Here is a 25,020-nt window from a genome sequence, read left to right as displayed (position 1 = left end):
TCAAATATCATTCCCCTACCCTACCGATTGCCGATTCAAATGAACAAGACCATCCGCCAAGAAATTTTCGAGCGTTTCCGCGCCGCCAATCCGCACCCGACCACCGAGCTGAATTTCAATTCGCCATTTGAGCTGTTGATCGCCGTTTTACTTTCCGCGCAGGCGACCGACGTCGGCGTCAACAAAGCCACGGCGAAGCTGTTCCCCGTGGCCAACAACCCGCAGGCCATGCTGGATTTGGGTTTGGACGGCATGATGGAATACACCAAAACCATCGGCCTCTACAAAACCAAGTCCAAACACATCATGCAGACCTGCCGCATTCTTTTGGAACGCTACAACGGCGAAGTGCCCGCCGACCGCGCGGCGCTGGAATCGCTGCCGGGCGTGGGGCGGAAAACGGCGAATGTGGTTTTAAACACCGCATTCGGACAACCCGTGATGGCGGTCGACACCCATATTTTCCGCGTTGCCAACCGCACCAAAATCGCACCGGGCAAGGATGTGCGCGAAGTGGAAGACAAGCTGATGCGTTTCGTTCCGAAAGAATTTCTGATGGACGCGCACCACTGGCTGATTCTGCACGGCCGCTATACCTGCAAGGCGCTGAAACCGCAGTGCCGGAGCTGTCTGATTAACGATTTGTGCGAATATCCGGCAAAAACGTGAGGGGGGCGAAATAAAGGTCGTGAGCTTTGCAAAAAACACATCAAACCTGCAAATGCGTAAACGCCATTCCCGCACAGGCGGGGATAAATTTTTCTTAACTGACATTTCAGAAAAATTAAAACACCGAAATATCAAAAAGTTGGTTGAATCCAAATCTACAAAAGCGGCTGATTTTCGACGCTACTTTTTGGCGTTCTTACAATCCGTCCCCTCTCCTGCGCCTTGCGCGCTTGCCCTCGAAGAGGGTGTAGAGGGCTAGGGAGAGGGTGGTGCTTCGTAGATGCACGTTCCGCGTGGCTTTCGGAAAAATTTACCATTTCAGGAAGAAAACTGCCCCACCCCAGCCCTCCCCCGCATAAAGCGCGGGGAAGGGGGCAGATTGCAGAAACTCAGTCATTACCGGTTTTGGACCCTGCCGAAATTTAAAACGCCGGAAACATCAGCGTTCCATAGTTTCAGACGGCATTTTCCCATTTAAAATGAAACGCTTGAAAAAATACGGATAAAGTGTAAAAATTCTATATTCTGCTTTTTCTGATGCAGACGGCCTGACAATAATAGAAAACGCCGTTAAACCATTCAAATATTTCCCAAACCACACCGCTCAAAAGGAAACACCGTGGGCATGAAAACCAACCGCAGCCAAGCCGCGCTGATTATTGCGGCATCACTTCTCACCGTCGCCGGCTGCGACAAAATCAACAGCTTTTTCGGCAAAAACGAGCCGCAGGAAATGGTGCAGCGCGTCGAGCCGAAAAAAGACGAAACCGTCGGCATGTTGTTGCCCGACTTTGCCCAACTTGTTGATAAAGAAGGACAAACCGTCGTCAATATCCAAGCTACGCCCAACAGTGCGGCGAAGCGCGGCAGCAGCGAAGAAGGCATGGATTTGAGCCAGCTTCCCGACGGCGATCCGTTTTCCGAGTTTTTCAAACGCCTCGTTCCGAATATGCCCGACATGCCGCAGGAAGAGGAAGACGGCAGCGGTCTGAATTTCGGTTCGGGCTTCATCATCAGCCCCGACGGCTACATTCTTACCAATACCCACGTCGTTTCCGGCATGGGCAATATCAAGGTTTTGCTCAACGACAAGCGCGAATATTCGGCCAAACTCATCGGTTCCGACCGCCAGTCTGACGTCGCGCTTCTGAAAATCGACGCCCAAGACCTGCCCGTGGTCAAAATCGGCAATCCGAAAGATTTGAAACCGGGCGAATGGGTAGCCGCCATCGGCGCGCCGTTCGGCTTTGACAACAGCGTTACCGCCGGCATCGTTTCCGCCAAAGGCCGCAGCCTGCCCAACGAAAACTACACCCCGTTTATCCAAACCGACGTCGCCATCAATCCGGGCAACTCGGGCGGCCCGCTGTTTAACCTCAAAGGCCAGGTTGTCGGCATCAACTCACAGATTTACAGCCGCAGCGGCGGTTTTATGGGTATTTCGTTTGCCATTCCGATTGATGTAGCGATGAACGTCGCCAACCAATTGCGCACCACCGGCAAAGTGCAGCGCGGCCAACTCGGCGTGATTATTCAGGAAGTTTCCTACGATTTGGCGCAATCGTTCGGCCTTGACAAAGCCAGCGGTGCGCTGATCGCCAAAATCATACCCAACAGTCCCGCCGCTGCCGCAGGCTTGCAGGTCGGCGACATCGTACGCAGCGTCAACGGCGAAGAAGTCCGCGCTTCCAGCGATCTGCCCGTGATGGTCGGCGCAATTGCCCCGGGCAAGGAAGTGAACCTGGAAGTTTGGCGCAAAGGGGAAAAGATTAACGTCAAAGTCAAACTCGGCAGCATGGGCGAGCAAACCGAAAGCAACACCGCTTCCGAGCCGGAAGCCAAACCGCAGCAGCCCGGCAGCGAAGGCTTCACCCCGCAGGGCAGCGGCCTGACCCTGCGCCCGCAAACCGACGGCGACGGAAAAACCCATCTGATCGTTATCGGCGTCAGCGGCGCCGCCGAACGCGCAGGTTTGAAACGCGGCGACGAAGTGCTGGCTGTAAACAATCTGAACGTCGCCAGCGAAGCCGATTTCCGCAGCGCCTTGAGCAACGCCGGCAAAAAAGTGCCGCTTTTGGTGCAGCGCGGCGAAGATACGCTCTTTATGGCGCTGAACCTGCAATAAACGTTTCAGACGGCATCAGGCGGCGTCTGCGTTTTGCCGGACCGAGCCTGACGATAAAATGCCCGCTTGCTGAAAACAGCGGGTATTTTGTTGTTTTGACTGGGGTTGTTTTTCAAACGGCCTGAGGGTTTTGTAAAAAAGCCGGAAAGCTGTTTGAAGATTGTCTGAAACGCTAAATCCCCAACCGACGTCATTCCCGCACAGGCGGGAATGACGTCGGTAGAAGTAAGTTCGGTTGCTGAGCGCAGTCGAAGTGTCAGACGGCCTTACCCGCCCCCACCCAACCTCCCAAACAATAAAAAAACCATGCAATTAGCCGATTATTCCCACTCTTTCCTCTCCGTCGTTCCCGCCTTTCTCGCGCTGGCGCTGGCTGTCGTTACCCGCCGCGTTCTGCTGTCACTGGGCATCGGTATTCTTGTCGGCGCGCTGCTTCTGACCGGCGGCAATCCCGCAGACGGCCTCGTTCATCTGAAAAACATGGCCGTTGCGCTGGTGTGGGCAGACGGCGCGTGGTCGTTGGGCAAGCTGAAAATTCTGATTTTCCTGCTGCTGCTGGGTATTTTCACTTCGTTGCTGACGTTTTCGGGCAGCAACCAAGCCTTTGCCGATTGGGCGAAACGCCATATCAAGGGCCGTCGCGGCGCGAAAATGCTGACCGCCTGCCTCGTGTTCGTGACCTTTATCGACGACTATTTCCACAGCCTCGCCGTCGGTGCGATTGCCCGCCCCGTTACCGACAAATTCAAAGTTTCCCGCGCCAAACTCGCGTATATCCTCGATTCCACCGCTGCGCCGATGTGCGTTTTGATGCCCGTGTCGAGCTGGGGCGCGTCGATTATCGCCACGCTCGCGGGTTTGCTCGTGACCTACAAAATCAGCGACTATTCGCCGATGGGCGCGTTTGTCGCCATGAGCCTGATGAATTATTACGCGCTTTTTGCGCTGATTATGGTGTTTGTCGTGGCGTGGTTTTCGTTCGACATCGGCTCGATGGCGCATTTCGAGCGCACCGCGCAGGCACAGACCCATGACGACGCCGAAGTTTCAGACGGCCTAAAAGGGCGCGTGTATGCGCTGATTGTGCCCGTGTTGGTGCTGATTGTTTCCACCCTCTCCGCCATGCTCCACACGGGCGCGCAGGCGCTGGAAACATTCAGCATTTTGGGTGCGTTTGAAAACACCGACGTCAACACTTCGCTGGTATTCGGTGGCTTCTGCGGCGTCGGCGCCGTTTTGCTCTGCACCGTCGGCACAATCAAAGGCAGCGACTACCCCCGCGCCGTTTGGAGGGGCATGAAATCCATGTTCGGCGCGATTACCATCCTGATTCTGGCCTGGCTCATCAGCGCCGTCGTCAGCGACATGAAAACCGGCGAATACCTCTCCTCGCTGGTTGCGGGCAACATCAATCCCGGCTTTCTACCCGCCATTCTGTTCCTGCTCGCCTGCGTGATGGCGTTTTCCACCGGCACCAGTTGGGGCACCTTCGGCATCATGCTGCCGATTGCCGCCGCGATGGCGGTCAAAACCGATCCCGCGCTGGTGATTCCGTGTATGTCCGCCGTGATGGCCGGTGCCGTCTGCGGCGACCACTGCTCGCCGATTTCCGACACCACCATCCTCTCTTCCACCGGCGCGCACTGCAACCACATCGACCACGTTACCTCCCAACTTCCCTATGCCCTGACCGTCGCCGCCGCCGCTACCGCAGGCTACCTCGCCTTGGGGCTGAGCCACTCGGCATGGCTGGGCTTTGCCGTAACTGCTGTTGTTTTGGCTGCACTGATACTGATGTTGCGAAACAAAAAAGCCGCAGCCTGATGCCGTCTGAACAGCGGTTGCACGGTATACGGTATTTCCAAGGAGCAAGCGCATGAAAAAACTGGTTCCGACCGCCGTTGCAACGGGCATGTTCTACGTTGTCTTCTCCAATTTGATTTACCCCCGTTTGGACACAACCATCGGCAAAGACCTGCTTTTCTGGCTAATACTGCTTGCCGCCTGCGCCGTTTGGGTGTTGATACGGAAAACCAGATAAACCGCCATCCGCATGGCGTACAACAAAACCGGATTGTTCAGACGGCCTATACAGACCGGCCGTCTGAAAACCGACAGGAACCCCGAAACATGAACAAACCCCACATCCCCCGCGGCCCCGTGATGGCCGACGTCAACGTCTACCGCCTCACCGACGAAGAAAAACAGCGTCTGCTCGATCCCGCTATCGGCGGCGTGATTCTGTTCCGCCGCAATTTTGAAAACGTGCCGCAGCTCAAAGCACTGACCGCCGAAATCAAAGCCCTGCGCGAGCCCGGGCTCATCATCGCCGTCGATCACGAAGGCGGGCGCGTGCAGCGCTTTATCCCCGGGTTCACCCGTCTGCCCGCAATGAACGTCTTGGGCGAAATCTGGGACAACGAAAGCCCCGAAGCCGCCCGCGAAAAAGCCGAACAAGTCGGTTGGGTACTCGCCACCGAGCTGGCGGCCTGCGGCGTCGATTTATCGTTTACCCCCGTGTTGGATTTAAACTGGGGCTGCTGCGCCGTCATCGGCAACCGCAGTTTCCACGCCGATTCCGAAGTCGTTACCCAACTCGCCCTCGCCCTGCAACGCGGCCTCAACCGCGGCGGCATGAAAGCCTGCGGCAAACATTTCCCCGGCCACGGCTTCGTCGAAGGCGACAGCCACCTTACCCAACCGCAAGACAACCGCAGCCTCGCCGAGCTTGAAGCCGCCGACATCGTGCCCTTCCGCAAACTCAGCGCGGCAGGAATGGCCGCCGTCATGCCCGCCCACGTCGTTTACCCCGCCATCGACCCCAATCCAGCCGGCTTTTCCGAAAAATGGCTGAAACAGATTCTGCGCCGCGACATCGGCTTCAAAGGCGTGATTTTTTCAGACGACCTTACCATGGAAGGCGCCGGCTGCGCAGGCGGCATCCGCGAACGCGCCGCAAACGCCTTTGCCGCCGGCTGCGACATCGCGCTGGTCTGCAACCGCCCCGATTTGGTGGACGAACTGCGCGACGGCTTCCAAATCCCCGCCAACCCCGACCTTGCCGCCCGCTGGCAGTATATGGCCGGCAGCCTCAGCCCCGAAGCCGCAGAGGCCGTAATGGAAACCGACGCTTTCAAAGCCGCCCAAGCCCTGACCGCCGCATTGGCCACCCCGAAAGATACTGCCGGCGGCGTGAAGGTTGGCGAAGCGTTTTGAGTTGTTGGAATTTAAAAATAAAGGCCGTCTGAAAGTTTTCAGACGGCCTGTTTCCCGTTTTATCCTTTTTAAATCAAACCGCTGCCGCTGTTTTTATACCCGCTTTTCCGGCCTTAAAAATTCCCTTATATTCCATATGGTTTTTCAACTTATTAATTTTTTGATATTATTTAAACAATCAAAAACATCACTTAATTTATTTTTTCAATTTTCTTCTTCCGGCCGGGGTTTTACCGCCTGATGCCGTCTGAAAAATCTGTCTTTTTAAGTTAACGATAAAATATGGAGGACTAAATGGGTATCCGTACTCTAATCCAACAAAAATCGTCGTTTAATCCTGTCGTTATCGGCATTACGCTGCTTTTTGTTTCTGTAATTTTCGTCGCCGCGCTGCTGACGCCCGCTGCGATGCAGGAGGTTTTGAACGCCGCGAAAGAGGCGGTGTTCCGTCATTTCAGTTGGTTTTACGTTTTGACTTTTTCGCTGTTTCTGCTGTTTCTGATTTTGCTGTGCATCAGCAATCTGGGCAGCATCAAGCTGGGGGCGGACGAGGAAGGGCCTGAATTTTCGTTTATGTCGTGGCTGGCAATGCTGTTTGCGGCGGGCATGGGCGTAGGTCTGATGTTTTTCGGGGTGGCCGAACCGCTGTCGCATTATGCGGCACCCGTCAGCAGCGGGCAGGCGAAGGAGGCAATGCTGCATTCGGTGTTCCATTGGGGTTTCCATGCTTGGGCGGCCTACGGCATCATCGCGCTGGCGCTGGCGTATTTCGGTTTCCGCTACAAGCTGCCGTTGGCGCTGCGTTCGTGTTTTTACCCGCTGCTGAAAGACCGCATCAACGGGCGGCTCGGCGATGCGGTGGACGTGTTGGCGCTGATTGCGACGCTGTTCGGTATCATCACGTCGCTGGGTTTGGGCGCGGCGCAGCTCGGCTCGGGTTTGCAGCAGTTGGGCTGGATTCGGGAAAACAGTTTTTCCATGCAGATTGCGGTGATTTTCGCAGTGATGGGCATGGCGGCTTTGTCGGCGGCGTCAGGCGTGGGCAAGGGCGTGAAGATGTTGAGCGAGGCCAATTTGGTCTTGGCTTCGTTGCTGCTGCTGTTTGTATTGTCCAGCGGCCCGACGCTGTATCTGCTCTCGGCGTTCAGCGACAATCTGGGCTATTATCTGTCGAACATCGTGCGGCTCAGTTTCAAAACCTTTGTTTACGAACCTGAAAATACAGGCTGGTTTACCGGCTGGACGATTCTCTACTGGGCGTGGTGGTGTTCGTGGGCGCCGTTTGTCGGCCTTTTTATCGCCCGTATTTCGCGCGGCCGCACCATCCGCGAATTTGCCTTCGGCGTGTTGGCGATTCCCAGCATTTTCAGTGTGTTGTGGTTTACCGTTTTCGGCAACAGCGCCATCTGGCTCGACACCCACGGCGCAAGCGGCGCATTGGCGGCGTTAACTTCCACCCCCGAAAAACTGCTGTTTGCCTTTTTGGAATACCTGCCGCTTTCCGCACTCAGCAGCGTGGTCGCGCTGATTGTGATTGCTCTGTTTTTCATCACCTCGGCCGACTCGGGCATTTATGTGTTGAACAACATGGCCTCGCGCGATAAAAGCATCGCCTCGCCCAAATGGCAGGCGGTGATGTGGGCACTGATGATGGCGCTGGTTACCATCGCCCTGCTCGGCTCGGGCGGCTTGGGTGCGCTGCAAACCATGACCCTGCTTGCTTCGCTGCCGTTTTCCGTATTGATGATTCTGATGGCGTTCAGCCTCTGGCGCGCGCTGGAAGCAGACAAAAAATACTTCTCTGCCCAAGTCACCCCCACCAGCATTTTCTGGACGGGCGAACGCTGGCGCGAGCGTTTGGGGCAGATGATGAACCAGGCGCAGGAAAAAGACATCCTCAAATTCCTCAAACACACCGCCCTGCCCGCCATGCGCGAACTCGGCGGCGAGATGTCGGACGTACACGGTTTGAGCGTTCAGACCAACATTTTCCTCGAATGCGAAGAGCCTGCGGTTGAGCTCGTGATTGAGAAAGAGACCATGCGCAATTTCGTGTACGGCATCAAAACCGTCGGCTACGCCATCGCCGACCAGCTCGTTCAAGACGATAATCTGCCGCACATCCAAAGCAACATGGCTTACGTTCCAATGACGTATTTTTCAGACGGCCGCACGGGTTATGATGTGCAATACATGACACGCCAAGAGCTGATTGCCGATATTCTCAAGCAATACGAACGCTACTTAAGCCTCTTGGAAAACGTCGGACAGGAAATCATGTCGCACGAACAAACCGAGTTGGCGGAATAAAACAAAGGCCGTCTGAAAATTCAGACGGCCTTTACCATTCCACCCCAAATCTCAATATCCGCCCTCAGCCGCCAAACCTTCCATAATGGCCACGCCCGACGACGCACCGATGCGGCTGGCACCCGCCGCAACCAACGTCCGCACATCTTCCAGCGAACGCACGCCGCCCGAGGCTTTCACGCCCATTTCGCTGCCGACCGTTTCCCGCATCAGGCGCACATCAGCCGCCGTTGCACCGCCGCCCGAAAAACCTGTGGACGTTTTCACAAAATCCGCACCCGCCACTTTCGCCGCCAAACAGGCACGGACTTTTTCTTCGTCGGTCAGCAGGCAGGTTTCGATAATCACCTTGACCGTCTTCCCGCCCGCTGCGCCGACCACCGCGCGGATATCGTCCTCGACCGCCGCAAAATTCCCCGCTTTGGCCTGACCGATGTTGATGACCATATCCACTTCGTCCGCGCCGTTTTCCAGCGCATTTTGCGTTTCAAACGCCTTACACGCCGACGTATTCACGCCCAGCGGAAAACCGACAACCGTGCAGACTTTCACATCCGTTCCGCGCAAAGCCTGCGCCGCGTGCACCACCCAGACGGGGTTTACGCATACCGACGCAAAATGATAACGCCGCGCCTCTTCAAGCAAACGGTCGATCTGCGCCTGCGTACTGTCGGCTTTCAATAAAGTATGGTCGATTAAACGGTTGATTTCCATCGAAACTCTCCTCTCTAGTTCACCATGCGCCGCGCTTGAAAACCACGGTAGCGCCGCCACAGCCAAAACACCAAAACCAATAACACGCCCAGCGTCAAAAACGGCACAAACAGGCTCAACGCCGCCATTCCCGCCGCCGCGCCCGTTTCCGCCACCGACACCACGGGATTGGCCAAACCCGCCGTAGTCGCGGTGCCCGCCGCGCGTGCCGTCGCGTTGATCCCTTTCACCGCAGCAGCCGCACCGCCGCCGGCAATCACCGCCAGCGTCCAAGTGACCGCAGGGCTTAAATCCGCCGTGGTCGAAGCCATCACCGCCGTTCCCGCCACGCCCGCCAGCGGCACGGCCAGCGTATCCAGCAGGTTGTCGATAAAGGGAAACAGATACGCGCCGATTTCCGCCACCGTCGCCACGCCCAAAATAATCAGTGCGGGCACGGAAGCGAGCCATTGGAAGTTTTCGTTTAACGGCCAAAGCCCGAAATACGCCGACAGGCTGAGGGCAAACAGCGGCAGAAATACGCGGAACCCGCTGGCCGCCGCCAAACCGATGCCGAGCGCGATACTGATGAGTATGGTGAAGTCAAACATGGAGAATCCGTTTTTTAGAAAGTATTTTTATAAATCAAATGGTTGGATAAAATGCTGTTTCTGTTTCGAGCCGTCTGAAAATGTGGTGGATAACACGTCAGGATACAACGCAACTTTTCAGACGGCCTCAAGCCGCAACAGTGCATCTCAGTCGGTGGCTGCGCGTAGTCGAAGCCTCTTGGGCATTGCTGAAAAGCAAAAGGGCTTCGACTTCGCTCAGCCACCGGTTCTACTTTATCCAGCCCCTATTCTTTCAGACGGCCTCACCCCCGTTCCGCCGCCGCATCGGCCGCGTCGTAGGCCTCAACGATTTTTTGCACCAGCGGATGACGCACGACGTCTTCACTGGTAAAGGTGTGAAAATACAGCCCCTCGACACCGCACAGTTTTTCGCGCGCGTCTTTCAGGCCGGATTTGATGTTGCGCGGCAGGTCGATTTGGCTGATGTCGCCGGTAATCACGGCTTTCGCGCCGAATCCGATGCGGGTGAGGAACATCTTCATCTGCTCGGGCGTGGTGTTTTGCGCTTCGTCGAGGATGACATACGCGCCGTTGAGCGTGCGCCCGCGCATATAGGCCAGCGGGGCGATTTCGATCAGCCCTTTTTCCATCAGCTTGGTCACGCGGTCGAAGCCCATCAGGTCGTACAGCGCATCGTAGAGCGGGCGCAGGTAGGGATCGACTTTCTGCGCCAGATCGCCGGGCAGGAAACCGAGTTTTTCACCGGCTTCGACGGCGGGGCGCACCAAAACGATGCGTTCGATTTGGTGTTTTTCCATTGCATCGACGGCGGCGGCAACGGCGAGATAGGTTTTGCCGGTACCGGCGGGGCCGAGGCCGAACACGACATCGTGGTTGAGCAAGGCGCGGATGTAACCGTTTTGGCGCGGCGTACGCCCGCCGATGCTACCGCGTTTGGTGCGGAAATAATATTGCTGGTCGCGCGTTTTTTCTTCATATGCTTCGTCGGCGGTTTTGGCTTCGACGGCGGCAAGCTGAATGGCATTTTCTTCCAAATCGCCGTGTTCCGCGGCTTCGGCCAGCGCGAGCAAGGCGCGGCGGCCGGCGTGGGCGTGTTCACCGAAAAAAGTAAAGTTGCCGAAACGGCGGCTGATTTCGATGCCGAGCGCACGGGCAAGTGCGTCGAGGTTGCTGTCGAGCGCACCGCAGAGGCGCTGTAAAACGGTGTTGTCGATATCGTCAAACTGAAGATGGACGGTGTGGGTCATGAAAGATTGAGTTCCTTTGGATAATGAAGATGAAACCGATGGGGGCATTATAAACCTGTCACCGCGATGATTCACAAATGCAGGCGGATTTTTCGGCTTGCGGCAACAGGCCGTCTGAAAACTTCATAGTGGAATAAAACCAATAAGTACAGGTATCTCTGAAAATTTGTTAGAAAACGTCACCCAAACATTATCAAATAAACAAAAAGGCCGTCTGAAAAAGTTTTCTGCAAACTTTTTCAGACGGCCTTTGTCAAAAATCCGATTATTGCGAAGCCAAAGATTATTGCGAAGCCAAATAAGACAGCGCCGCCTGCGCTTCCTTTCCGCCCGCGGCGGCGGCTTTCCGATACCAACCTTCTGATTCTTCCTTGCTTTCCGCCAAACGACCCAAGGCGGTCATGGCCGGTGCGGCGGCAGATTCGCCCTGATTAGCGGAAGAAAGATACCATTTGACGGCTTCATCGTAATCGCGTTCCGTGCCGATGCCTTGTTCGTAACAATACGCCAGCCAATATTGCGCGGCGGCATCGCCTTTGACGGCGGCTTTATTCAATTCGGCCACGGCGCGGCGGGCGTTTTTCTTCACGCCGTAACCGTTGAGATACATCAGGCCGATGTAGCGCGGCGCGGCGGTGCTGCCGGCGGCGGAAGCCTGTGTAAACAGGGTCATGGCTTGGTTGTAATCGTGTTGCACGTAGGCGGCTTCGCCGTTTTCCAGCAGCCATTCCATCGTGACGCTGGTAATGCCGCGCTCGGCAGCGGCCTGCTTATGGCCTGCCTGTTCGTTGGCGCTGCACGCGCTCAAAACCGCAATGAGTAAGATGGCGGCAATCCGTTTCATTTGAAAACCTGCTTCAATAAATACCGTTTGTCAGGATTATAGGCCGTTTAAAATGAAATTGTGGACAATCGGGCGGCTTTAATACGCTTTTTGTGTTACATTACAATTCTTAGCGTTTATTGCCGAAAATATAGAACAGGATTTGAAACATGACCGCCCCCGTTAGCTTTGTCCGCGATGACATTCGCGCCATGACCGCCTACCATGTCGCCGATGTGCCCGAAGGTTTTATCAAACTCGATGCAATGGAAAGCCCCTGCCATCCGTTTGCGGGCGATGCGTCGCTGATGGCGCAATGGCAGGAAACGCTGGCACAGGCCGCGCTCAATCTTTATCCGAATCCCGCAGCAAGCGGTTTGCAGCAGGCATTACGCGATGCGTTTCAGATTCCCGATGCGGCGCAAATCGCACTGGGCAACGGCTCGGACGAGCTGATTCAGTTTATTACCCTGCTCACCGCCAAAGCGGGCGCGACCATGCTGGCGGTCGAGCCGAGTTTTGTGATGTACAAGCATAACGCGGCGCTTTTCGGCATGAATTATGTCGGCGTGCCGCTGAACGAAGATTTCACCTTAAACCTGCCTGCGGTGTTAACCGCCATCGAAACGCACAACCCTGCGCTGGTCTTTATTGCCTACCCCAACAATCCGACGGGCGTGTGTTTCAAGCGCGAAGAAGTGGAAGCCGTTATCCGCACGGCCAAAGGGATTGTGGTGGTGGATGAGGCTTACGGCGCATTCAGCCACGATTCGTTTCTGCCGCAGGCGGGCAGCATTGCTAATCTGGTAGTGATGCGCACGGTCAGCAAAATCGGTTTTGCAGGCATCCGCATCGGCTATGCCGCAGGCTGCGCGAAAATCATGAACGAATTGGCAAAAATCCTGCCGCCTTACAATATGAACCAGTTAAGTTTGGCGACGGCAAAATTCGCCATGCGGCATTTTGACCGAATCAACGCCAATATATTGATTTTAAAACAGGAACGAGAACAGATGCTTAAAGAATTATCCGCAATAGGCCGTCTGAAAGCCTATCCGAGCGAGGCCAACTTTATTACTTTGCATGTTCCCGATGCACAAATATTGTTTGAAACAATGAAACAGGCTAAAATCCTAATCAAGAAATTACACGGCGCACACCCGCTGCTCGAACAATGCGTGCGCATTACCGTCGGTTCGCCCGAGCAGAATGATGCGGTATTGGCTGTTCTGCGTCGAACTTATTCATCGTGAAACCTCAAACTTGATTGGATGTTTACCATGACCAAAGCCCAGCTCCACCTTACCAATTTTTACCTCTTAGTCGAAGAAGCCGGCTCGCTTTCCAAGCTGGCGCGCAAATGCGGTTACGAAAAATCCGCTTCCCTCTCCCAACTCAAACGCCGCCTTGAAGAACAGAAAGACGACGAAAGCGCGCGCGGCATCCGCCCCAGCCTTGCCGAAAAGCTGGAAAAAGGCATGGGCAAACGCAAAGGCTGGCTGGGTCGCGACCACAGCAAAGAGCTGGAAAAAACCGCCGCAGAAGCCGAAGCAGCAGCGCAAGCCGTTTATCTGCCGTCTGAAAACCAAGCCGCCGCGTTTGAAATCCCCGGCGAAGGCCGTTTCGTTACCGTTACCCGCAACACCTGCGAAACCCAGATTACCGTTTCCCTCAACCTCGACGGTACCGGCCAAAGCCGCTTCGACACCGGCGTTCCCTTCCTCGAGCATATGCTCGACCAAATCGCCCGCCACGGCATGATTGATTTGGACATCACATGCAAAGGCGATTTGCACATCGACGACCACCATACCGTCGAAGACATCGGCATCACCTTAGGCCAAGCCCTCAAACAGGCGCTCGGCAGCAAAGCCGGCATCCGACGCTACGGCCATGCCTATGTACCGCTCGACGAAGCCCTGAGCCGTGTCGTATTGGATTTGTCCGGCCGCCCCGGCTTGGTGTACAACCTCGAATTTACCCGCGCCGTTATCGGCCGTTTCGACGTTGATTTGTTTGAAGAATTTTTCCACGGCCTCGTCAACCACAGCATGATGTCGCTGCACATCGACAACCTGCGCGGCAAAAATGCCCACCATCAGGCAGAAACCGTGTTCAAAGCCTTCGGCCGCGCCTTGCGCACGGCAGTCGAATTCGACGAACGCCTTGCCGGCAGAATGCCCTCCACCAAAGGCACGCTGACCGACTAAAACCCCAGCGCGCAAACGCAAAGGCCGTCTGAAAAATTCAACGGTTGGCAAGCAGAATCGAAACACGCCGGCCAACTGAATTTTCAGACGGCCTTTATGCTAAAATCCCAGCCAATCTTTCCCGCAAACTTCCCACTTCAAGGCACATCATGGCAGGCAATACATTCGGACAACTCTTCACCGTCACCACCTTCGGCGAAAGCCACGGCGCCGCGCTCGGCTGCATCATCGACGGCTGTCCGCCCAACCTCCCGCTCACAGAAGCCGACATCCAAGCCGACCTCGACCGTCGCAAACCCGGCACCAGCCGCCACGTTACCCAGCGCCGCGAAGCCGACGAAGTGGAAATCCTCTCCGGCGTGTTCGAAGGCAAAACCACCGGCACACCCATCGCCCTGCTCATCCGCAACACTGACCAGCGCAGCAAAGACTACGGCAACATCGCCCGCCAATTCCGCCCCGGTCACGCCGACTACACCTACTGGCACAAATACGGCATCCGCGACTACCGCGGCGGCGGACGCAGTTCTGCCCGCGAAACCGCCGCCCGCGTGGCTGCCGGTGCCATCGCCAAAAAATGGCTGAAACAGCAGTTCGGTACCGAAATCGTCTGCTGGGTAACGCAAGTCGGCGAAGTCGAAATCGCCTTTGAAAACGAAGACTTCATCAGCCAAAACCCGTTTTTCGCCGCCAACCAAAGCCAAATCGGCGAACTCGAAGCCTATATGGACAGCATCCGCAAATCGCTCGATTCAGTCGGCGCCAAGCTGCACATCGAAGCGCGCAACGTACCCGTCGGCCTCGGCGAACCCGTGTTCGACCGCCTCGATGCCGACATCGCCCACGCGCTGATGAGTATCAACGCCGTCAAAGGCGTCGAAATCGGCGACGGCTTCGCCGTCGCTGCCCAACGCGGCAGTTACCACGGCGACGAACTCACCCCACAAAGTTTTCAATCCAACCACGCGGGCGGCATACTCGGCGGCATCTCCACCGGCCAAACCGTTACCGCCAACTTCGCCATCAAGCCCACCAGCTCCATCGCCACGCCACGCCAATCCATTGATATAGAAGGTAATCCCGTCGAGCTCGCCACCCACGGCCGCCACGACCCCTGCGTCGGCCTGCGCGCCGCCCCCATCGCCGAAGCCATGCTCGCGCTGGTGCTGGCAGACCACGCCCTGCGCCACCGCGCTCAAAACGCCGACGTACGCATCGAGACTCCCGACATTGCCAAATTGGGCGGAGCATAAGTTTTCAGACGGCATCACACCTCCTATGCCGTCTGAAAATTAATCAGCATAGTGAAATAAAATAAAAAAGATACAAGGCTGCAAGGCGCAGACAGTACGGATAGTACGGGACAAATGAACTTGGCGCTTCAGCGCCTTAGCGAATCGTCCTCTTTGAGCTCAGCCGCAGCCAACGAAGTAGATTTTTTATTTTAGTTCACTATGAGAAAACTTCGCCACGGAGCAAGTATTTATACTAAAATAACGCCCATCGAAACCCTGCCTGCGCGGCAGATTTTTCACAGGAACACAACCGAAATGACGCAAGAAACCGCTTTGGGCGCCGCGCTGAAAAACGCTGTCCAAACCATGAGCAAAAAGAAACAGACCGACATGATTGCCGACCACATCTACGGCAAATACGACGTGTTCAAACGTTTCAAACCGCTGGCCGTCGGCATCGACCAAGACCTCGCTGCCGCCCTGCCCCAATACGATCCCGCCCTGATTGCACGCGTATTGGCCAACCACTGCCGCCGCCCCCGCTACCTCAAAGCCCTCGCCCGAGGCGGCAAACGCTTTGATCTGAACAACCGCTTCAAAGGCGAAGTCAGCGCGGAAGAACAAGCCATCGCCCGGCAACACCCCGCCGTGAAAGAAGCCATGGCCGCCCAAGCCGCGCGTGAAGCCGCCAAAGTCGCTTCACAAGCAGAAACTGCGCAGGAGGAAGCTGTTCAACCCGAAGCCGAAACCGTTGCACAAACCACCGCAGCGGATACGCCTGCAGCAGAATAAAATCCGGCTTAAAATTTCAGAGCTTGAATACAGAACAGGCCGTCTGAAAACCCGATGATTGACGTAATTCGGATTTTCAGACGGCCGAATTTTTTCAGTTTGGAAACTGCGTACATGACTTGCGTCCAACGGCTCTGCACCGCTTACCGGTGAAATGCGTAAACAATCCCTGTAAAAACCATCGCCAATATTGCATATAATAAATTCAAGTTCAATTTTTCTTTCGGCACTAGTTTATTGATCTCCAACGCATTAGATGCCAGCATCAAGAAAAAGAAACTGCCTAAAAGATAAGCGCCCAAGTCATATCATTTAATCCAATCAGCGGTTCAAACAAATAATAAATTTCCAGACGGCCTCAGCATCCATTCAGGCCGTCTGAAAAAAAACTTTTCAGACGGCCTTCCCTCCCTATCCCAGCGTTACCATTTCAATCTGTTCCATACTCCGCCCCAAGAAGCGTTCGCCTATGGTGCGGAAACGCAGGGGGATGTCGCTGACGTAGAAGCGGCAGTCGGGCGCGGGATTTTCGGAGTTGAGCAAACCGGCAGCCGACAGGGCTTGGGCAGTGGCTTCGGCGGTGGTGATGGCGGAATCGACCAGCGCGACGCCGGGAGCTTCTTGGCCGATGAGCGGCTTGAGCAGAGGGAAGTGGGTGCAGCCCAATACCAGCGTGTCGATATTGTCCACCAGCAGCGGTTTGAGGTATTCGCGCACAGTCAGGCGGGTAACTTCGTGATCAAGCCAGCCTTCTTCGACGAGGGGGACGAGCAGCGGCGCGGCTTGGGTACGCACCAGCGTGGCGGAATTTTGGCTGTGGATGGCACGGGCGTAGGCGTTGCTGTTGACGGTAGTGTTGGTGGCGATGATGCCGATTTTGTTGTTGCGGGTGGTCGCCAGCGCAGCTTGTGCGCCGGCGGAAATGACGTCGAGAACGGGCATGTTGCCGGCTTTCTGGCGGATTCTCTGGCCGGCGGTAGCGGCGATGGTGTTGCAGGCGATGACCAGCGCTTTGACGTCGTGTTCGAGCAGGAAATCGACGATCTGCATAGAAAAGGTTTCGATGGTGGCACGCGATTTGGTGCCGTAGGGAACGCGGGCGGTGTCGCCGAAATAGACGATGTTTTCCATCGGCAGGCGTTCCATCAGGGCGCGGACGTTGGTGAGGCCGCCGACTCCGGAATCGAAGACGCCGATGGGGCATTGGTTGGTGTTGTTCATGATTTGTGCGGTGTGAAAAATGTACGGTTATTGTACCCGTTTCGGGCAGGGCTTTCATCTTGGAAAACGGCGTGAGGCCGTCTGAAAATCATGCGGCGGGTTTTCAGACGGCCTGATGCGGTTTTTTAAAGCGGTGCTGCCATTTCGTTGCGCCGCACCATCTTTATCTAACTTTATCTTTCGAAATATTTGCAAATCAGGCCGATTCCCGCATAATTCAATCTTTTACGACTACGACAAGGCCAATCCGATGAGTGGCGGCGCAACTCTGACCCGATTTCTGCCCGATGAAGCGGCGACCCTGGCTTGGGGCGGCGAATGGGCAAAACAGCTGTCCGCGCCGTTAACGGTGTATCTCGAAGGCGGTTTGGGCGCGGGAAAAACGACGTTTACCCGCGGCCTTTTGCGCGGTTTGGGGCATACGGGCACGGTAAAAAGCCCGACCTACGCCATCGTCGAATCCTACGCGCTGCCGCAGTTTGCGCTGCACCATTTCGATTTGTACCGCTTCACGTCGCCCGAAGAATGGGAAGACGCGGGCTTGGACGAGTTGTTTGCCGACAACAGCGTCCGCCTGATCGAATGGCCGCAGCAGGGCGGCGGCTTTGTTCCGCCCGCCGACCTGACCGTTTCGCTTTCCCGCGACGGCAGCGGCAGAAGCTGCGCCGTTACCGCCCACACACCGCAAGGCCGAAAAATTTTAGAATCATGGTTAAACTGACAAGACGACAGATTGTCCGCCAAGCGGCCGGTCTTTTTTTCACCCTCACTCCGATTACTTCCGCCCTCGCCGCCCGCCGCGCATCGGGTCCCGCGCAGTTTGTGGCCGTGCGTATATGGCCGGCAAACGCCTATACCCGTGTGACCGTCGAAAGCACGCGCGCGCTGCGTTACCAGCATTTCGCATTGGAAAATCCCAACCGGCTGGTACTCGACATTCAGGGTGCGCAGATTAATACTGTTTTGCAGGGCATCTCGAAAAAAGTGCTGCCCGACGACCCGTTTATCCGCAGCATCCGCGCAGGGCAAAATACGCCCAACACCGTGCGCATCGTGATCGATTTGAAACAGAGCGTCCACCCGCAGGTCTTCTCGCTCGCGCCCGTGAGCAGCTTTAAAAACCGCTTGGTCATCGACCTTTACCCGCAGGGCGTGGATGCCAACGACCCGATGATGGCACTGCTCAACGGCGACCGCCCGCGCTCCGCCGGCACCACCACCCGCCGCCAAGTCGAGCAACAGCGCCAAACGCCAAACCGGCCGCGTCAGCCCGAACCCGACTACACGCTGCCGCCGCAAACGCGCAGCGGCAGTCGCCGCCCCGTCATCATGCTCGATCCCGGTCACGGCGGCGAAGATCCAGGCGCCATCGGCCGCAGCGGACTGCGTGAAAAAAACGTCGTCCTATCCGTTGCCCGCGAAACAAAGAGACGTCTCGAATCAATGGGCTACACCGTTTACATGACCCGCAACGAAGACGTATTCATCCCGCTCAACATCCGCGTTGCCAAAGCGCGCGCGCGCCGTGCCGACGTTTTCGTTTCCATCCACGCCGACGCCTTCACCAGCCCGAGCGCACGCGGAACGGGCGTTTACATCCTCAACACCCGCGGCGCCACCAGCGCGGCAGCGAAATTCCTCGCACAAACGCAAAACAACGCCGACGCCATCGGCGGCGTCCCCTCCAGCGGCAACCGCCACGTCGATAACGCCATTCTCGACATGACCCAAACCGCCACCATGCGCGACAGCCGCCGCCTCGGCAATTCTGTGCTGACCGAATTGGGCAAACTCAACAAGCTGCACAAAGGCCGTGTGGACGAAGCCAACTTCGCCGTATTGCGCGCGCCCGACATTCCGTCGATTCTGGTCGAAACCGCGTTTATCTCCAACCCGACCGAAGAGCAGCTCCTCGCCAGCGTCTCGTTTCGCAGCCGCTGCGCCGACTCGATTGCCACCGGCATTCAGAAATACATCAACACCGCCGTGTTGCGCCGTTGAGACCGTACTGCGGGGAAAATCGCAATCTTTGGGACAAGCCGAAGAAAAACGGTTGAGGCCGTTTGAAAACCCCAACAAACGAAACCCCGTATGTTTTCCATACGGGGTTTCGTTTTCAGACGGCCTTAACAGCAGCGTCCGTTGCCGTTACTTTTCAGACGGCAGTAATCCAGAAATTCTACCTTGGTCATGACCGGCGCATTCGGATTATGGCGGCGCTGTGTCGCAACATAGCGGTCGTAATCCGGAATGCCTGCCATGTAGTTGGCTGCGATGCGCGCCTCTTTACAGGCTTTTTTCAGACGGCCTACAAAAGGATGATTAAGCAGCTTTTTCACCGGCAGCCACCTCATCGCGGTAAACGGCAGGGATTTCTTTGGCAGTCGGCCAAGCCACTTTACGCGCTTTCATTGCGACAAACCAACCGTAGATGGCGACAAACACAACCACCAGCATAAAGGCTGCACACAAAGTTGAGTTAACGTAGTCGTTCAACACAATCTGGCTCATTTGTGCCACGTCTTTAGCGGGTGCCAAAACTTGGCCTGCGGCGGCAGCCTCGCGGTATTTGGCAGCGTGCGCCAAGAAGCTGACGTGCGGATCGGGGTCGAACAGTTTTTGCAGGGATGCAACGGCGGTAACGATCAGCAGACCGGTTGCAGGCAGCAGCGGAACCCAGACGTAGCGTTCGCGTTTCATCTTCACGAGAACGACGGCGACCATAATCAGGGCGATGCCGGCGAGCATTTGGTTGCCGATACCAAACAGCGGCCAGAGCGAGTTAATGCCGCCCAGCGGGTCGGTAACGCCGGTATAGAGGAAGTAACCCCAAGAACCGACGGCCAGGAAAGTAGCGACAACGTTGGAGAACATACCGCGGCCGGTGCCCAAAGGTTTGACGAATGTACCCAGCAAATCTTGGAACATGAAGCGCGATGTACGGGTACCCGCGTCAACGGCGGTCAGAATGAACATGGCTTCAAACAAGAGCGCGAAGTGATACCAGAAGGCCATCATGGCTTCGCCGGGAATCAGGCGGCTCATGATGTGCGCCATCCCGACGGCGAGGGTCGGTGCACCACCTGCGCGGGAAAGAATGGAATTTTCGCCCACTTCTTTTGCGGTATGCGCCAAGACGGCGGCATCAGCAGGGATGTTCAGTTTGGTGGTAATCGCTTGCGCAGCAGTGTGCACGTCAGTACCGATCAATGCAGCAGGGCTGTTCATGGCGAAGTACACGCCCGGATCCAGCGAGCAGGCAGCCGCCAAAGCCATCATGGCAACGAAACTTTCCATCAACATACCGCCGTAACCGATGGCGCGGACGTGGGTTTCGTTGGCAATCATTTTCGGCGTTGTGCCGGAAGAAATCAGCGCGTGGAAACCGGATACCGCACCACAGGCGATGGTAATGAACAAGAACGGGAACAGTTTGCCGGAGAATACCGGGCCGGTACCGTCGATGAAGTGGGTTACGGCAGGCATTTTCAGTTCGGGGCCGACAATGACGATGCCGATGGCCAGCGCAATAATCGTACCGATTTTCAGGAAAGTCGCCAGATAGTCGCGCGGGGTCATCAGGAACCAAACCGGCAGCAATGAAGAAATACCGCCGTAGAGCATGATGAATACGGCCAGTTGCACGCCGTTGAGGTCAAACCAGTGACCGATGGAACTTTGCGCCACGCGGTCACCGAAAATCACGGCGCTCATCATAGCGATAAAGCCGACAATCGCGATTTCGCCCAGTTTGCCCGGACGGATAAAGCGTGCATAGAAGCCCATAAACAGCGCAATCGGCACGGTCGCCATAATGGTAAACGTACCCCACGGGCTGTGTGTCAGCGCTTTCACCACAATCAATGCCAACACGGAGGTAATGATGATCATGATCATGAGAATACCGATGGACGCAATCACGCCGGCGGTCGTACCCAATTCCTGCTTGATGATTTCGCCCAACGACTTGCCGTCGCGGCGCATCGAAACAAACAGCACCATCATATCCTGCACCGCACCTGCCAGTACGACGCCGAAGATAATCCACAGCGTACCGGGCAGATAACCCATCTGCGAAGCCAATACCGGTCCCACCAGCGGGCCGGCGCCTGCGATCGCAGCGAAGTGGTGGCCGAACAAAACTTTCTTGTCGGTCGGCACATAGTCCACACCATTATTATTGCGCTCGGCCGGCGTCATACGGCGCTCGTCGAGCTGCAAAATGTTTTTACAGATATAGAGGCTGTAAAAACGGTAGGCAATGCAGTAAACCGAAACGGCAGCCACAACCAGCCAAACCGCGCTGACGTGTTCGCCACGGCTGAAGGCAAGTGTGGCAAAGGCCATGACACCGGACAACACCACCGCCCCCCATATCAAGAACGATTTTAACGCTTTCATATCAGTTCCTTAGAGTAACGAAAGTCCGAAAAGAAAAATTAATAAACTTTTAATATCTAAATATTTATTTAAATTTCAAATAATTAGATATTAAGCCTAAAATTTTTCGTAAATATTAACATAGCTGAATGAAAAATATGCCGTCCCAACGAGACAAATCTGCTTTAAATCAAATTATTTTGAGAAAAATGTTAAAACACTTGAAATTCCTGCCTACATTTTGCTACATCGCCAAAAACTTCTTAATTATCAACAGCGAAATAACAAACGCTATGTAAATTTTTGTTTCCCTAAACTATAAAGAAAGAAACCTCGACAAACTTTCAGACGGCCTTCGGCAGGCCGCCAATCATCTCCTCCTCCCCCCTCTGCTATAATGCCGCCTGAAAAAACAGCATCTTATATAGATAGAAACATGACCCAAGACCTCCCCCCGCGCCGCCTTGCCGTCGCCCCCATGCTCGACTGGACCGACCGCCACTACCGCTACATGGCGCGCCAAATCACACGCCACACCTGGCTTTATAGCGAAATGGTCAACGCCGGCGCCATCATCTACGGCGACCAAGACCGCTTTTTGGCGTTTAACGACGGCGAACAGCCCGTCGCCCTGCAACTGGGCGGCAGCGAGCCCGCCGATTTGGCCAAAGCCGCCAAAGCCGCCGAAAACTACGGTTACAACGAAGTCAACCTCAACTGCGGCTGCCCCAGCCCGCGCGTACAGAAAGGCGCGTTCGGCGCCTGCCTGATGAACGAAGTCGGTTTGGTCGCCGACTGCCTCAACGCCATGCAGGACGCCGTGCAAATCCCCGTCACCATCAAACACCGCATCGGCATCGACCGCCAAACCGAATACCAAACCCTCACCGATTTCGTCGGCACCCTGCGCGAAAAAACCGCCTGCAAAACCTACATCGTCCACGCACGCAACGCCTGGCTCGACGGCCTCTCGCCCAAAGAAAACCGCGACGTTCCCCCGCTCAAATACGACTACGTCTACCGCCTCAAACAAGACTTTCCCGACCTCGAAATCCTCATCAACGGCGGCATTACCACCAATCAGCAAATCGCCGGACACCTCAAACACGTTGACGGCGTAATGGTCGGGCGCGAGGCGTACCACAACCCCATGATTATGCGCGACTGGGACAGACTGTTTTACAACGGCTCCGCCGCGCCCATCGAATATGCCGACCTCGTTCAACGCCTGTTTGCATACAGCCAAGCGCAAATCCAAGCCGGTCGCGGCACCATCCTGCGCCACATCGTCCGCCACACCCTCGGCCTGATGCACGGCCTGAACAAAGCCCGCGTCTGGCGGCGCATGCTCTCCGACGCCGCGCTTTTGAAAGACAACGACGGCAGCCTGATACTCGAAGCATGGCAGGAAGTCGAGCGGGCGAATAGTTGGGAATAAATTTTCAGACGGCCTGAGACCTTTGCAAAATTCACAAATACTGTCCAACGGCCGTCTGAAACGCCAAATCCGTCATTCCCGCAGGCGGGAATCCAGACGTTTGGGTGGGATAATGTTTTTAAAACAAGCAATTGTCCGAGTTTAACCTTCTGGATTCCCGCCTGCTCGTGAATGATGTTTACATATTTGCGGGTTTGATTTATTTTTTGCAAAAGTCTCGGCCTTTGCCCAAAGGCCGAGACTTTTGCAAAAATCAGAAACGTCTGCCTAAAGGCCGCCAGAAAACCCGATTGCGCCCAATAATCGGATTTTCAGACGGCCTGTTCACATTTCAAACCCTATTTCGCCAAACTTTCCGGGTTTGCAATCAAGTTTAAAAACACCAGCGGCTCATTGCCTGCATTGCGCAGCGCGTGCGACTGACCCGGCCGCGCGATGGTGACGTCGCCCGCGCCGACTTTGGTTTCCTTGCCCGAGCCGTCGGTAAACACACCTTTGCCCGAAATAATGATGTAGGTGTCTTCGTTGTCGGTATGGCCGTGCAGGCCGATGGATGCGCCTTTGGGCAGCGTCAGCCAGCCGATTTCTTTAAACCCGTCCTGCCTGCCGGTCTGATGACGCGTGTAGGCAAAACGCCCCAACAGCGCGCCTTTGCCGCCGCCTGCTTTTTCGCGGTTCCATTCCTGCATATCCGCTTTGCGGTAAACCTGAATGCTGCGGTCGAGCGGTTTGGCTGCGGGCGTATCCGCCGCCCATGCCGCGCCGGACATTAAAACTGCCGCCAGTCCTGCAAAAACCAGATGTTTCATTTTCTGCTCCTTAGTTTGCAACGATAAAAGAAAAAGGCCGTCTGAAACATTAACCGCCGTCCGGTTTTATGTTTCAGACGGCCTGTGCTATCTGTATGGTCGGGAATATTGCTTCAGCCGCCGTAGGTGCGGTTAGCCGCCCGAAGGCGGCGTAACCGTACAAACCCGTGCAAACTGTAACGTCCGAATCCTGCAAATTCCACCACCCCGTTTTTCAGACGGCCTCGGCAGGTGTCGCCAAACAGCGCCGCATACGGTTACGCCGCCTTCGGGCGGCTAACCGTACTTACCGCAATTACTCGATATTCTGAACCTGCTCGCGCATCTGTTCGATCAACACTTTCAGTTCCACCGAAGCCTGCGTACATTCTGCCGCGATGGCTTTGCTGCCCAGCGTGTTCGCCTCGCGGTTGAGCTCCTGCATCAGGAAATCCAGCCGTTTGCCGACGCTGCCTTTGGCTTCGGTTACGATGCGGCGCACTTCATCGATGTGCGTGCGCAGGCGGCTGAATTCTTCGTCCACGTCCGCTTTTTGGATAAACAGCGCAAATTCCTGCTGCAAGCGGTCATTGTCGATATTGCCCACCGCTTCTTTCAGACGGCCTCTGACTTTTTCCATATGCGCCTCAAGCAGCGCGGGGAAAAGTCCGCTCAAAGCATCAATGATGGTTTCCATTTTGGCGAGGCGTTCCAAGAGATGCTCCGCCAGCTTTTTCCCCTCGCGTTTGCGTGCCGCGCCGAAATCTTTCAAAGCCTGCGCCAGCAATTCCTGCACCGCCTTGGCAAACTCTTCGGGATCGGCGTTCTGACTGGCCAAAACGCCCGGGAAGCGCAAAATATCAGCCACCGTCAGCTTGCCCAAATCCGTGTGAACCTTGCGCCATTGTTGGTTGAGCGCGGCGAGCTGTTCCACCAGATCCTGATTCACGTCCAAACTCTGCGCACCCTGCGCGCCGTCCTGCACCTGAATGCGGCATTCGACCTTGCCGCGCTGCGCCTCGGCGGCAATCCGTTCGCGCAATGCACCTTCCAAATGGCGCAAGTCTTCGGGCATGCGGAATTGAACGTCCAAATAGCGGTGGTTTACCGCGCGGACTTCAAGGTTGATGCGCTTACCCGCGCATTCGCCTGCGGCGTTGGCAAAACCGGTCATACTGCGGATGGTCATGTTTTTACTCCGTTTCCAAATACGAGTGAAAGTGGCCTGACTATAACATACAGACGCGGGGCGGGGGCAAGGGGCAGATGCAGTCAGGCCG

22 protein-coding genes are annotated in these 25,020 nt (G+C 55.8%); 13 read left to right on the top strand and 9 right to left on the bottom strand.

Going from position 1 to position 25,020, the window contains the following annotated elements; translation table 11 throughout:
• Positions 1-39: 39 nt before the first annotated feature.
• The 6 genes from nth (at position 40) to BG910_RS08525 (ending at position 8,320) form a co-directional block, all read left to right on the top strand.
• Positions 40-669 (top strand): endonuclease III, encoded by a 630-nt coding sequence (gene nth, locus BG910_RS08550; RefSeq protein WP_089037207.1) that lies wholly within the window; start codon positions 40-42, stop codon positions 667-669.
• Positions 670-1,294: 625 nt separating this feature from the next.
• Positions 1,295-2,794 carry a DegQ family serine endoprotease gene (locus BG910_RS08545; protein WP_089036473.1) on the top strand — a complete coding sequence of 500 codons (1,500 nt, stop codon included), beginning with the start codon at positions 1,295-1,297 and terminating at the stop codon, positions 2,792-2,794.
• 306 nt (positions 2,795-3,100) lie between these two features.
• Positions 3,101-4,618, top strand: a complete 1,518-nt coding sequence (locus tag BG910_RS08540) for a Na+/H+ antiporter NhaC family protein (RefSeq protein ID WP_089036472.1) — start codon at positions 3,101-3,103, stop codon at positions 4,616-4,618.
• A 52-nt stretch (positions 4,619-4,670) separates the two neighbouring features.
• Entirely contained in the window at positions 4,671-4,835 is a 165-nt protein-coding gene (locus tag BG910_RS12370; protein ID WP_157694060.1) for a hypothetical protein, read from the top strand.
• Positions 4,836-4,924: 89 nt separating this feature from the next.
• A complete protein-coding gene (gene nagZ, locus BG910_RS08535) occupies positions 4,925-6,010 on the top strand; it encodes a beta-N-acetylhexosaminidase (protein WP_089036471.1) in 1,086 nt (361 codons plus the stop codon).
• Positions 6,011-6,304: 294 nt separating this feature from the next.
• On the top strand, positions 6,305-8,320 hold the full coding sequence (locus BG910_RS08525) for a BCCT family transporter (RefSeq protein WP_089036469.1): 2,016 nt from the start codon (positions 6,305-6,307) through the stop codon (positions 8,318-8,320).
• A gap of 51 nt (positions 8,321-8,371) precedes the next feature.
• Here BG910_RS08525 and deoC read toward each other — a convergent pair whose 3' ends face one another.
• The 4 genes from deoC to BG910_RS08505 all read right to left on the bottom strand — a co-directional run bounded on the left by deoC (position 8,372) and on the right by BG910_RS08505 (position 11,697).
• A complete protein-coding gene (gene deoC, locus BG910_RS08520) occupies positions 8,372-9,034 on the bottom strand; it encodes a deoxyribose-phosphate aldolase (protein ID WP_089036468.1) in 663 nt (220 codons plus the stop codon).
• A gap of 14 nt (positions 9,035-9,048) precedes the next feature.
• Positions 9,049-9,624, bottom strand: coding sequence for a DUF4126 domain-containing protein (locus tag BG910_RS08515; RefSeq protein ID WP_089036467.1), 576 nt, complete (start codon positions 9,622-9,624; stop codon positions 9,049-9,051).
• Between the two features lie 263 nt (positions 9,625-9,887).
• The gene (locus BG910_RS08510) at positions 9,888-10,853 is read right to left on the bottom strand and encodes a PhoH family protein (protein ID WP_089036466.1); all 966 of its coding nucleotides are present in this window, start codon (positions 10,851-10,853) and stop codon (positions 9,888-9,890) included.
• A 283-nt stretch (positions 10,854-11,136) separates the two neighbouring features.
• The gene (locus tag BG910_RS08505) at positions 11,137-11,697 is read right to left on the bottom strand and encodes a tetratricopeptide repeat protein (protein WP_089036465.1); all 561 of its coding nucleotides are present in this window, start codon (positions 11,695-11,697) and stop codon (positions 11,137-11,139) included.
• 149 nt (positions 11,698-11,846) lie between these two features.
• Between BG910_RS08505 and hisC the strand changes: the two genes are divergently transcribed.
• The 4 genes from hisC (at position 11,847) to BG910_RS08485 (ending at position 15,913) form a co-directional block, all read left to right on the top strand.
• Positions 11,847-12,929: a histidinol-phosphate transaminase gene (gene hisC / locus BG910_RS08500; RefSeq protein WP_089036464.1), complete on the top strand. Its 1,083-nt coding sequence runs from the start codon at positions 11,847-11,849 to the stop codon at positions 12,927-12,929.
• Between the two features lie 27 nt (positions 12,930-12,956).
• The gene (gene hisB / locus BG910_RS08495; RefSeq protein WP_089037206.1) at positions 12,957-13,886 is read left to right on the top strand and encodes an imidazoleglycerol-phosphate dehydratase HisB; all 930 of its coding nucleotides are present in this window, start codon (positions 12,957-12,959) and stop codon (positions 13,884-13,886) included.
• 149 nt (positions 13,887-14,035) lie between these two features.
• Entirely contained in the window at positions 14,036-15,139 is a 1,104-nt protein-coding gene (aroC, locus tag BG910_RS08490) for a chorismate synthase (protein ID WP_089036463.1), read from the top strand.
• A gap of 297 nt (positions 15,140-15,436) precedes the next feature.
• A complete protein-coding gene (locus BG910_RS08485; protein ID WP_089036462.1) occupies positions 15,437-15,913 on the top strand; it encodes a ProQ/FINO family protein in 477 nt (158 codons plus the stop codon).
• 411 nt (positions 15,914-16,324) lie between these two features.
• Here the strand turns inward: BG910_RS08485 and murI are convergent, their stop codons facing one another.
• Positions 16,325-17,134, bottom strand: a complete 810-nt coding sequence (murI, locus tag BG910_RS08480) for a glutamate racemase (RefSeq protein WP_089036461.1) — start codon at positions 17,132-17,134, stop codon at positions 16,325-16,327.
• A 250-nt stretch (positions 17,135-17,384) separates the two neighbouring features.
• Between murI and tsaE the strand changes: the two genes are divergently transcribed.
• Entirely contained in the window at positions 17,385-17,855 is a 471-nt protein-coding gene (gene tsaE, locus BG910_RS08475; protein ID WP_089036460.1) for a tRNA (adenosine(37)-N6)-threonylcarbamoyltransferase complex ATPase subunit type 1 TsaE, read from the top strand.
• Complete coding sequence (locus tag BG910_RS08470) at positions 17,843-19,135, top strand: N-acetylmuramoyl-L-alanine amidase (protein ID WP_089036459.1); 1,293 nt, start codon at positions 17,843-17,845, stop codon at positions 19,133-19,135. The genes tsaE and BG910_RS08470 overlap by 13 nt, the downstream gene beginning before the upstream one ends.
• Before the next feature lie 125 nt (positions 19,136-19,260).
• Here BG910_RS08470 and BG910_RS08465 read toward each other — a convergent pair whose 3' ends face one another.
• Together BG910_RS08465 and BG910_RS08460 are read right to left on the bottom strand one after the other, a co-directional pair.
• Positions 19,261-19,464: a CstA-like transporter-associated (seleno)protein gene (locus BG910_RS08465; RefSeq protein WP_408633800.1), complete on the bottom strand. Its 204-nt coding sequence runs from the start codon at positions 19,462-19,464 to the stop codon at positions 19,261-19,263.
• Positions 19,457-21,535, bottom strand: a complete 2,079-nt coding sequence (locus BG910_RS08460; protein ID WP_089036457.1) for a carbon starvation CstA family protein — start codon at positions 21,533-21,535, stop codon at positions 19,457-19,459. The genes BG910_RS08465 and BG910_RS08460 overlap by 8 nt, the downstream gene beginning before the upstream one ends.
• Before the next feature lie 415 nt (positions 21,536-21,950).
• On the opposite strand from BG910_RS08460, the gene dusA reads away from it, so the two are divergent.
• Positions 21,951-22,952, top strand: coding sequence for a tRNA dihydrouridine(20/20a) synthase DusA (gene dusA, locus BG910_RS08455; RefSeq protein ID WP_089036456.1), 1,002 nt, complete (start codon positions 21,951-21,953; stop codon positions 22,950-22,952).
• Between the two features lie 338 nt (positions 22,953-23,290).
• On the opposite strand, the gene BG910_RS08450 is transcribed toward dusA, so the two are convergent.
• Both BG910_RS08450 and BG910_RS08445 read right to left on the bottom strand, forming a co-directional pair.
• Positions 23,291-23,722, bottom strand: a complete 432-nt coding sequence (locus tag BG910_RS08450; protein ID WP_232462269.1) for a cupin domain-containing protein — start codon at positions 23,720-23,722, stop codon at positions 23,291-23,293.
• Between the two features lie 334 nt (positions 23,723-24,056).
• Positions 24,057-24,929: a YicC/YloC family endoribonuclease gene (locus BG910_RS08445; protein ID WP_325048910.1), complete on the bottom strand. Its 873-nt coding sequence runs from the start codon at positions 24,927-24,929 to the stop codon at positions 24,057-24,059.
• Positions 24,930-25,020: the final 91 nt, after the last annotated feature.

The sequence above is a fragment of the Neisseria chenwenguii genome (assembly GCF_002216145.1).
In the GTDB taxonomy this organism is placed as follows: Bacteria; Pseudomonadota; Gammaproteobacteria; order Burkholderiales; family Neisseriaceae; genus Neisseria; species Neisseria chenwenguii.
Note: the sequence above shows the minus strand (reverse complement) of the source record. Positions and strands in the feature narration are given on the sequence as shown.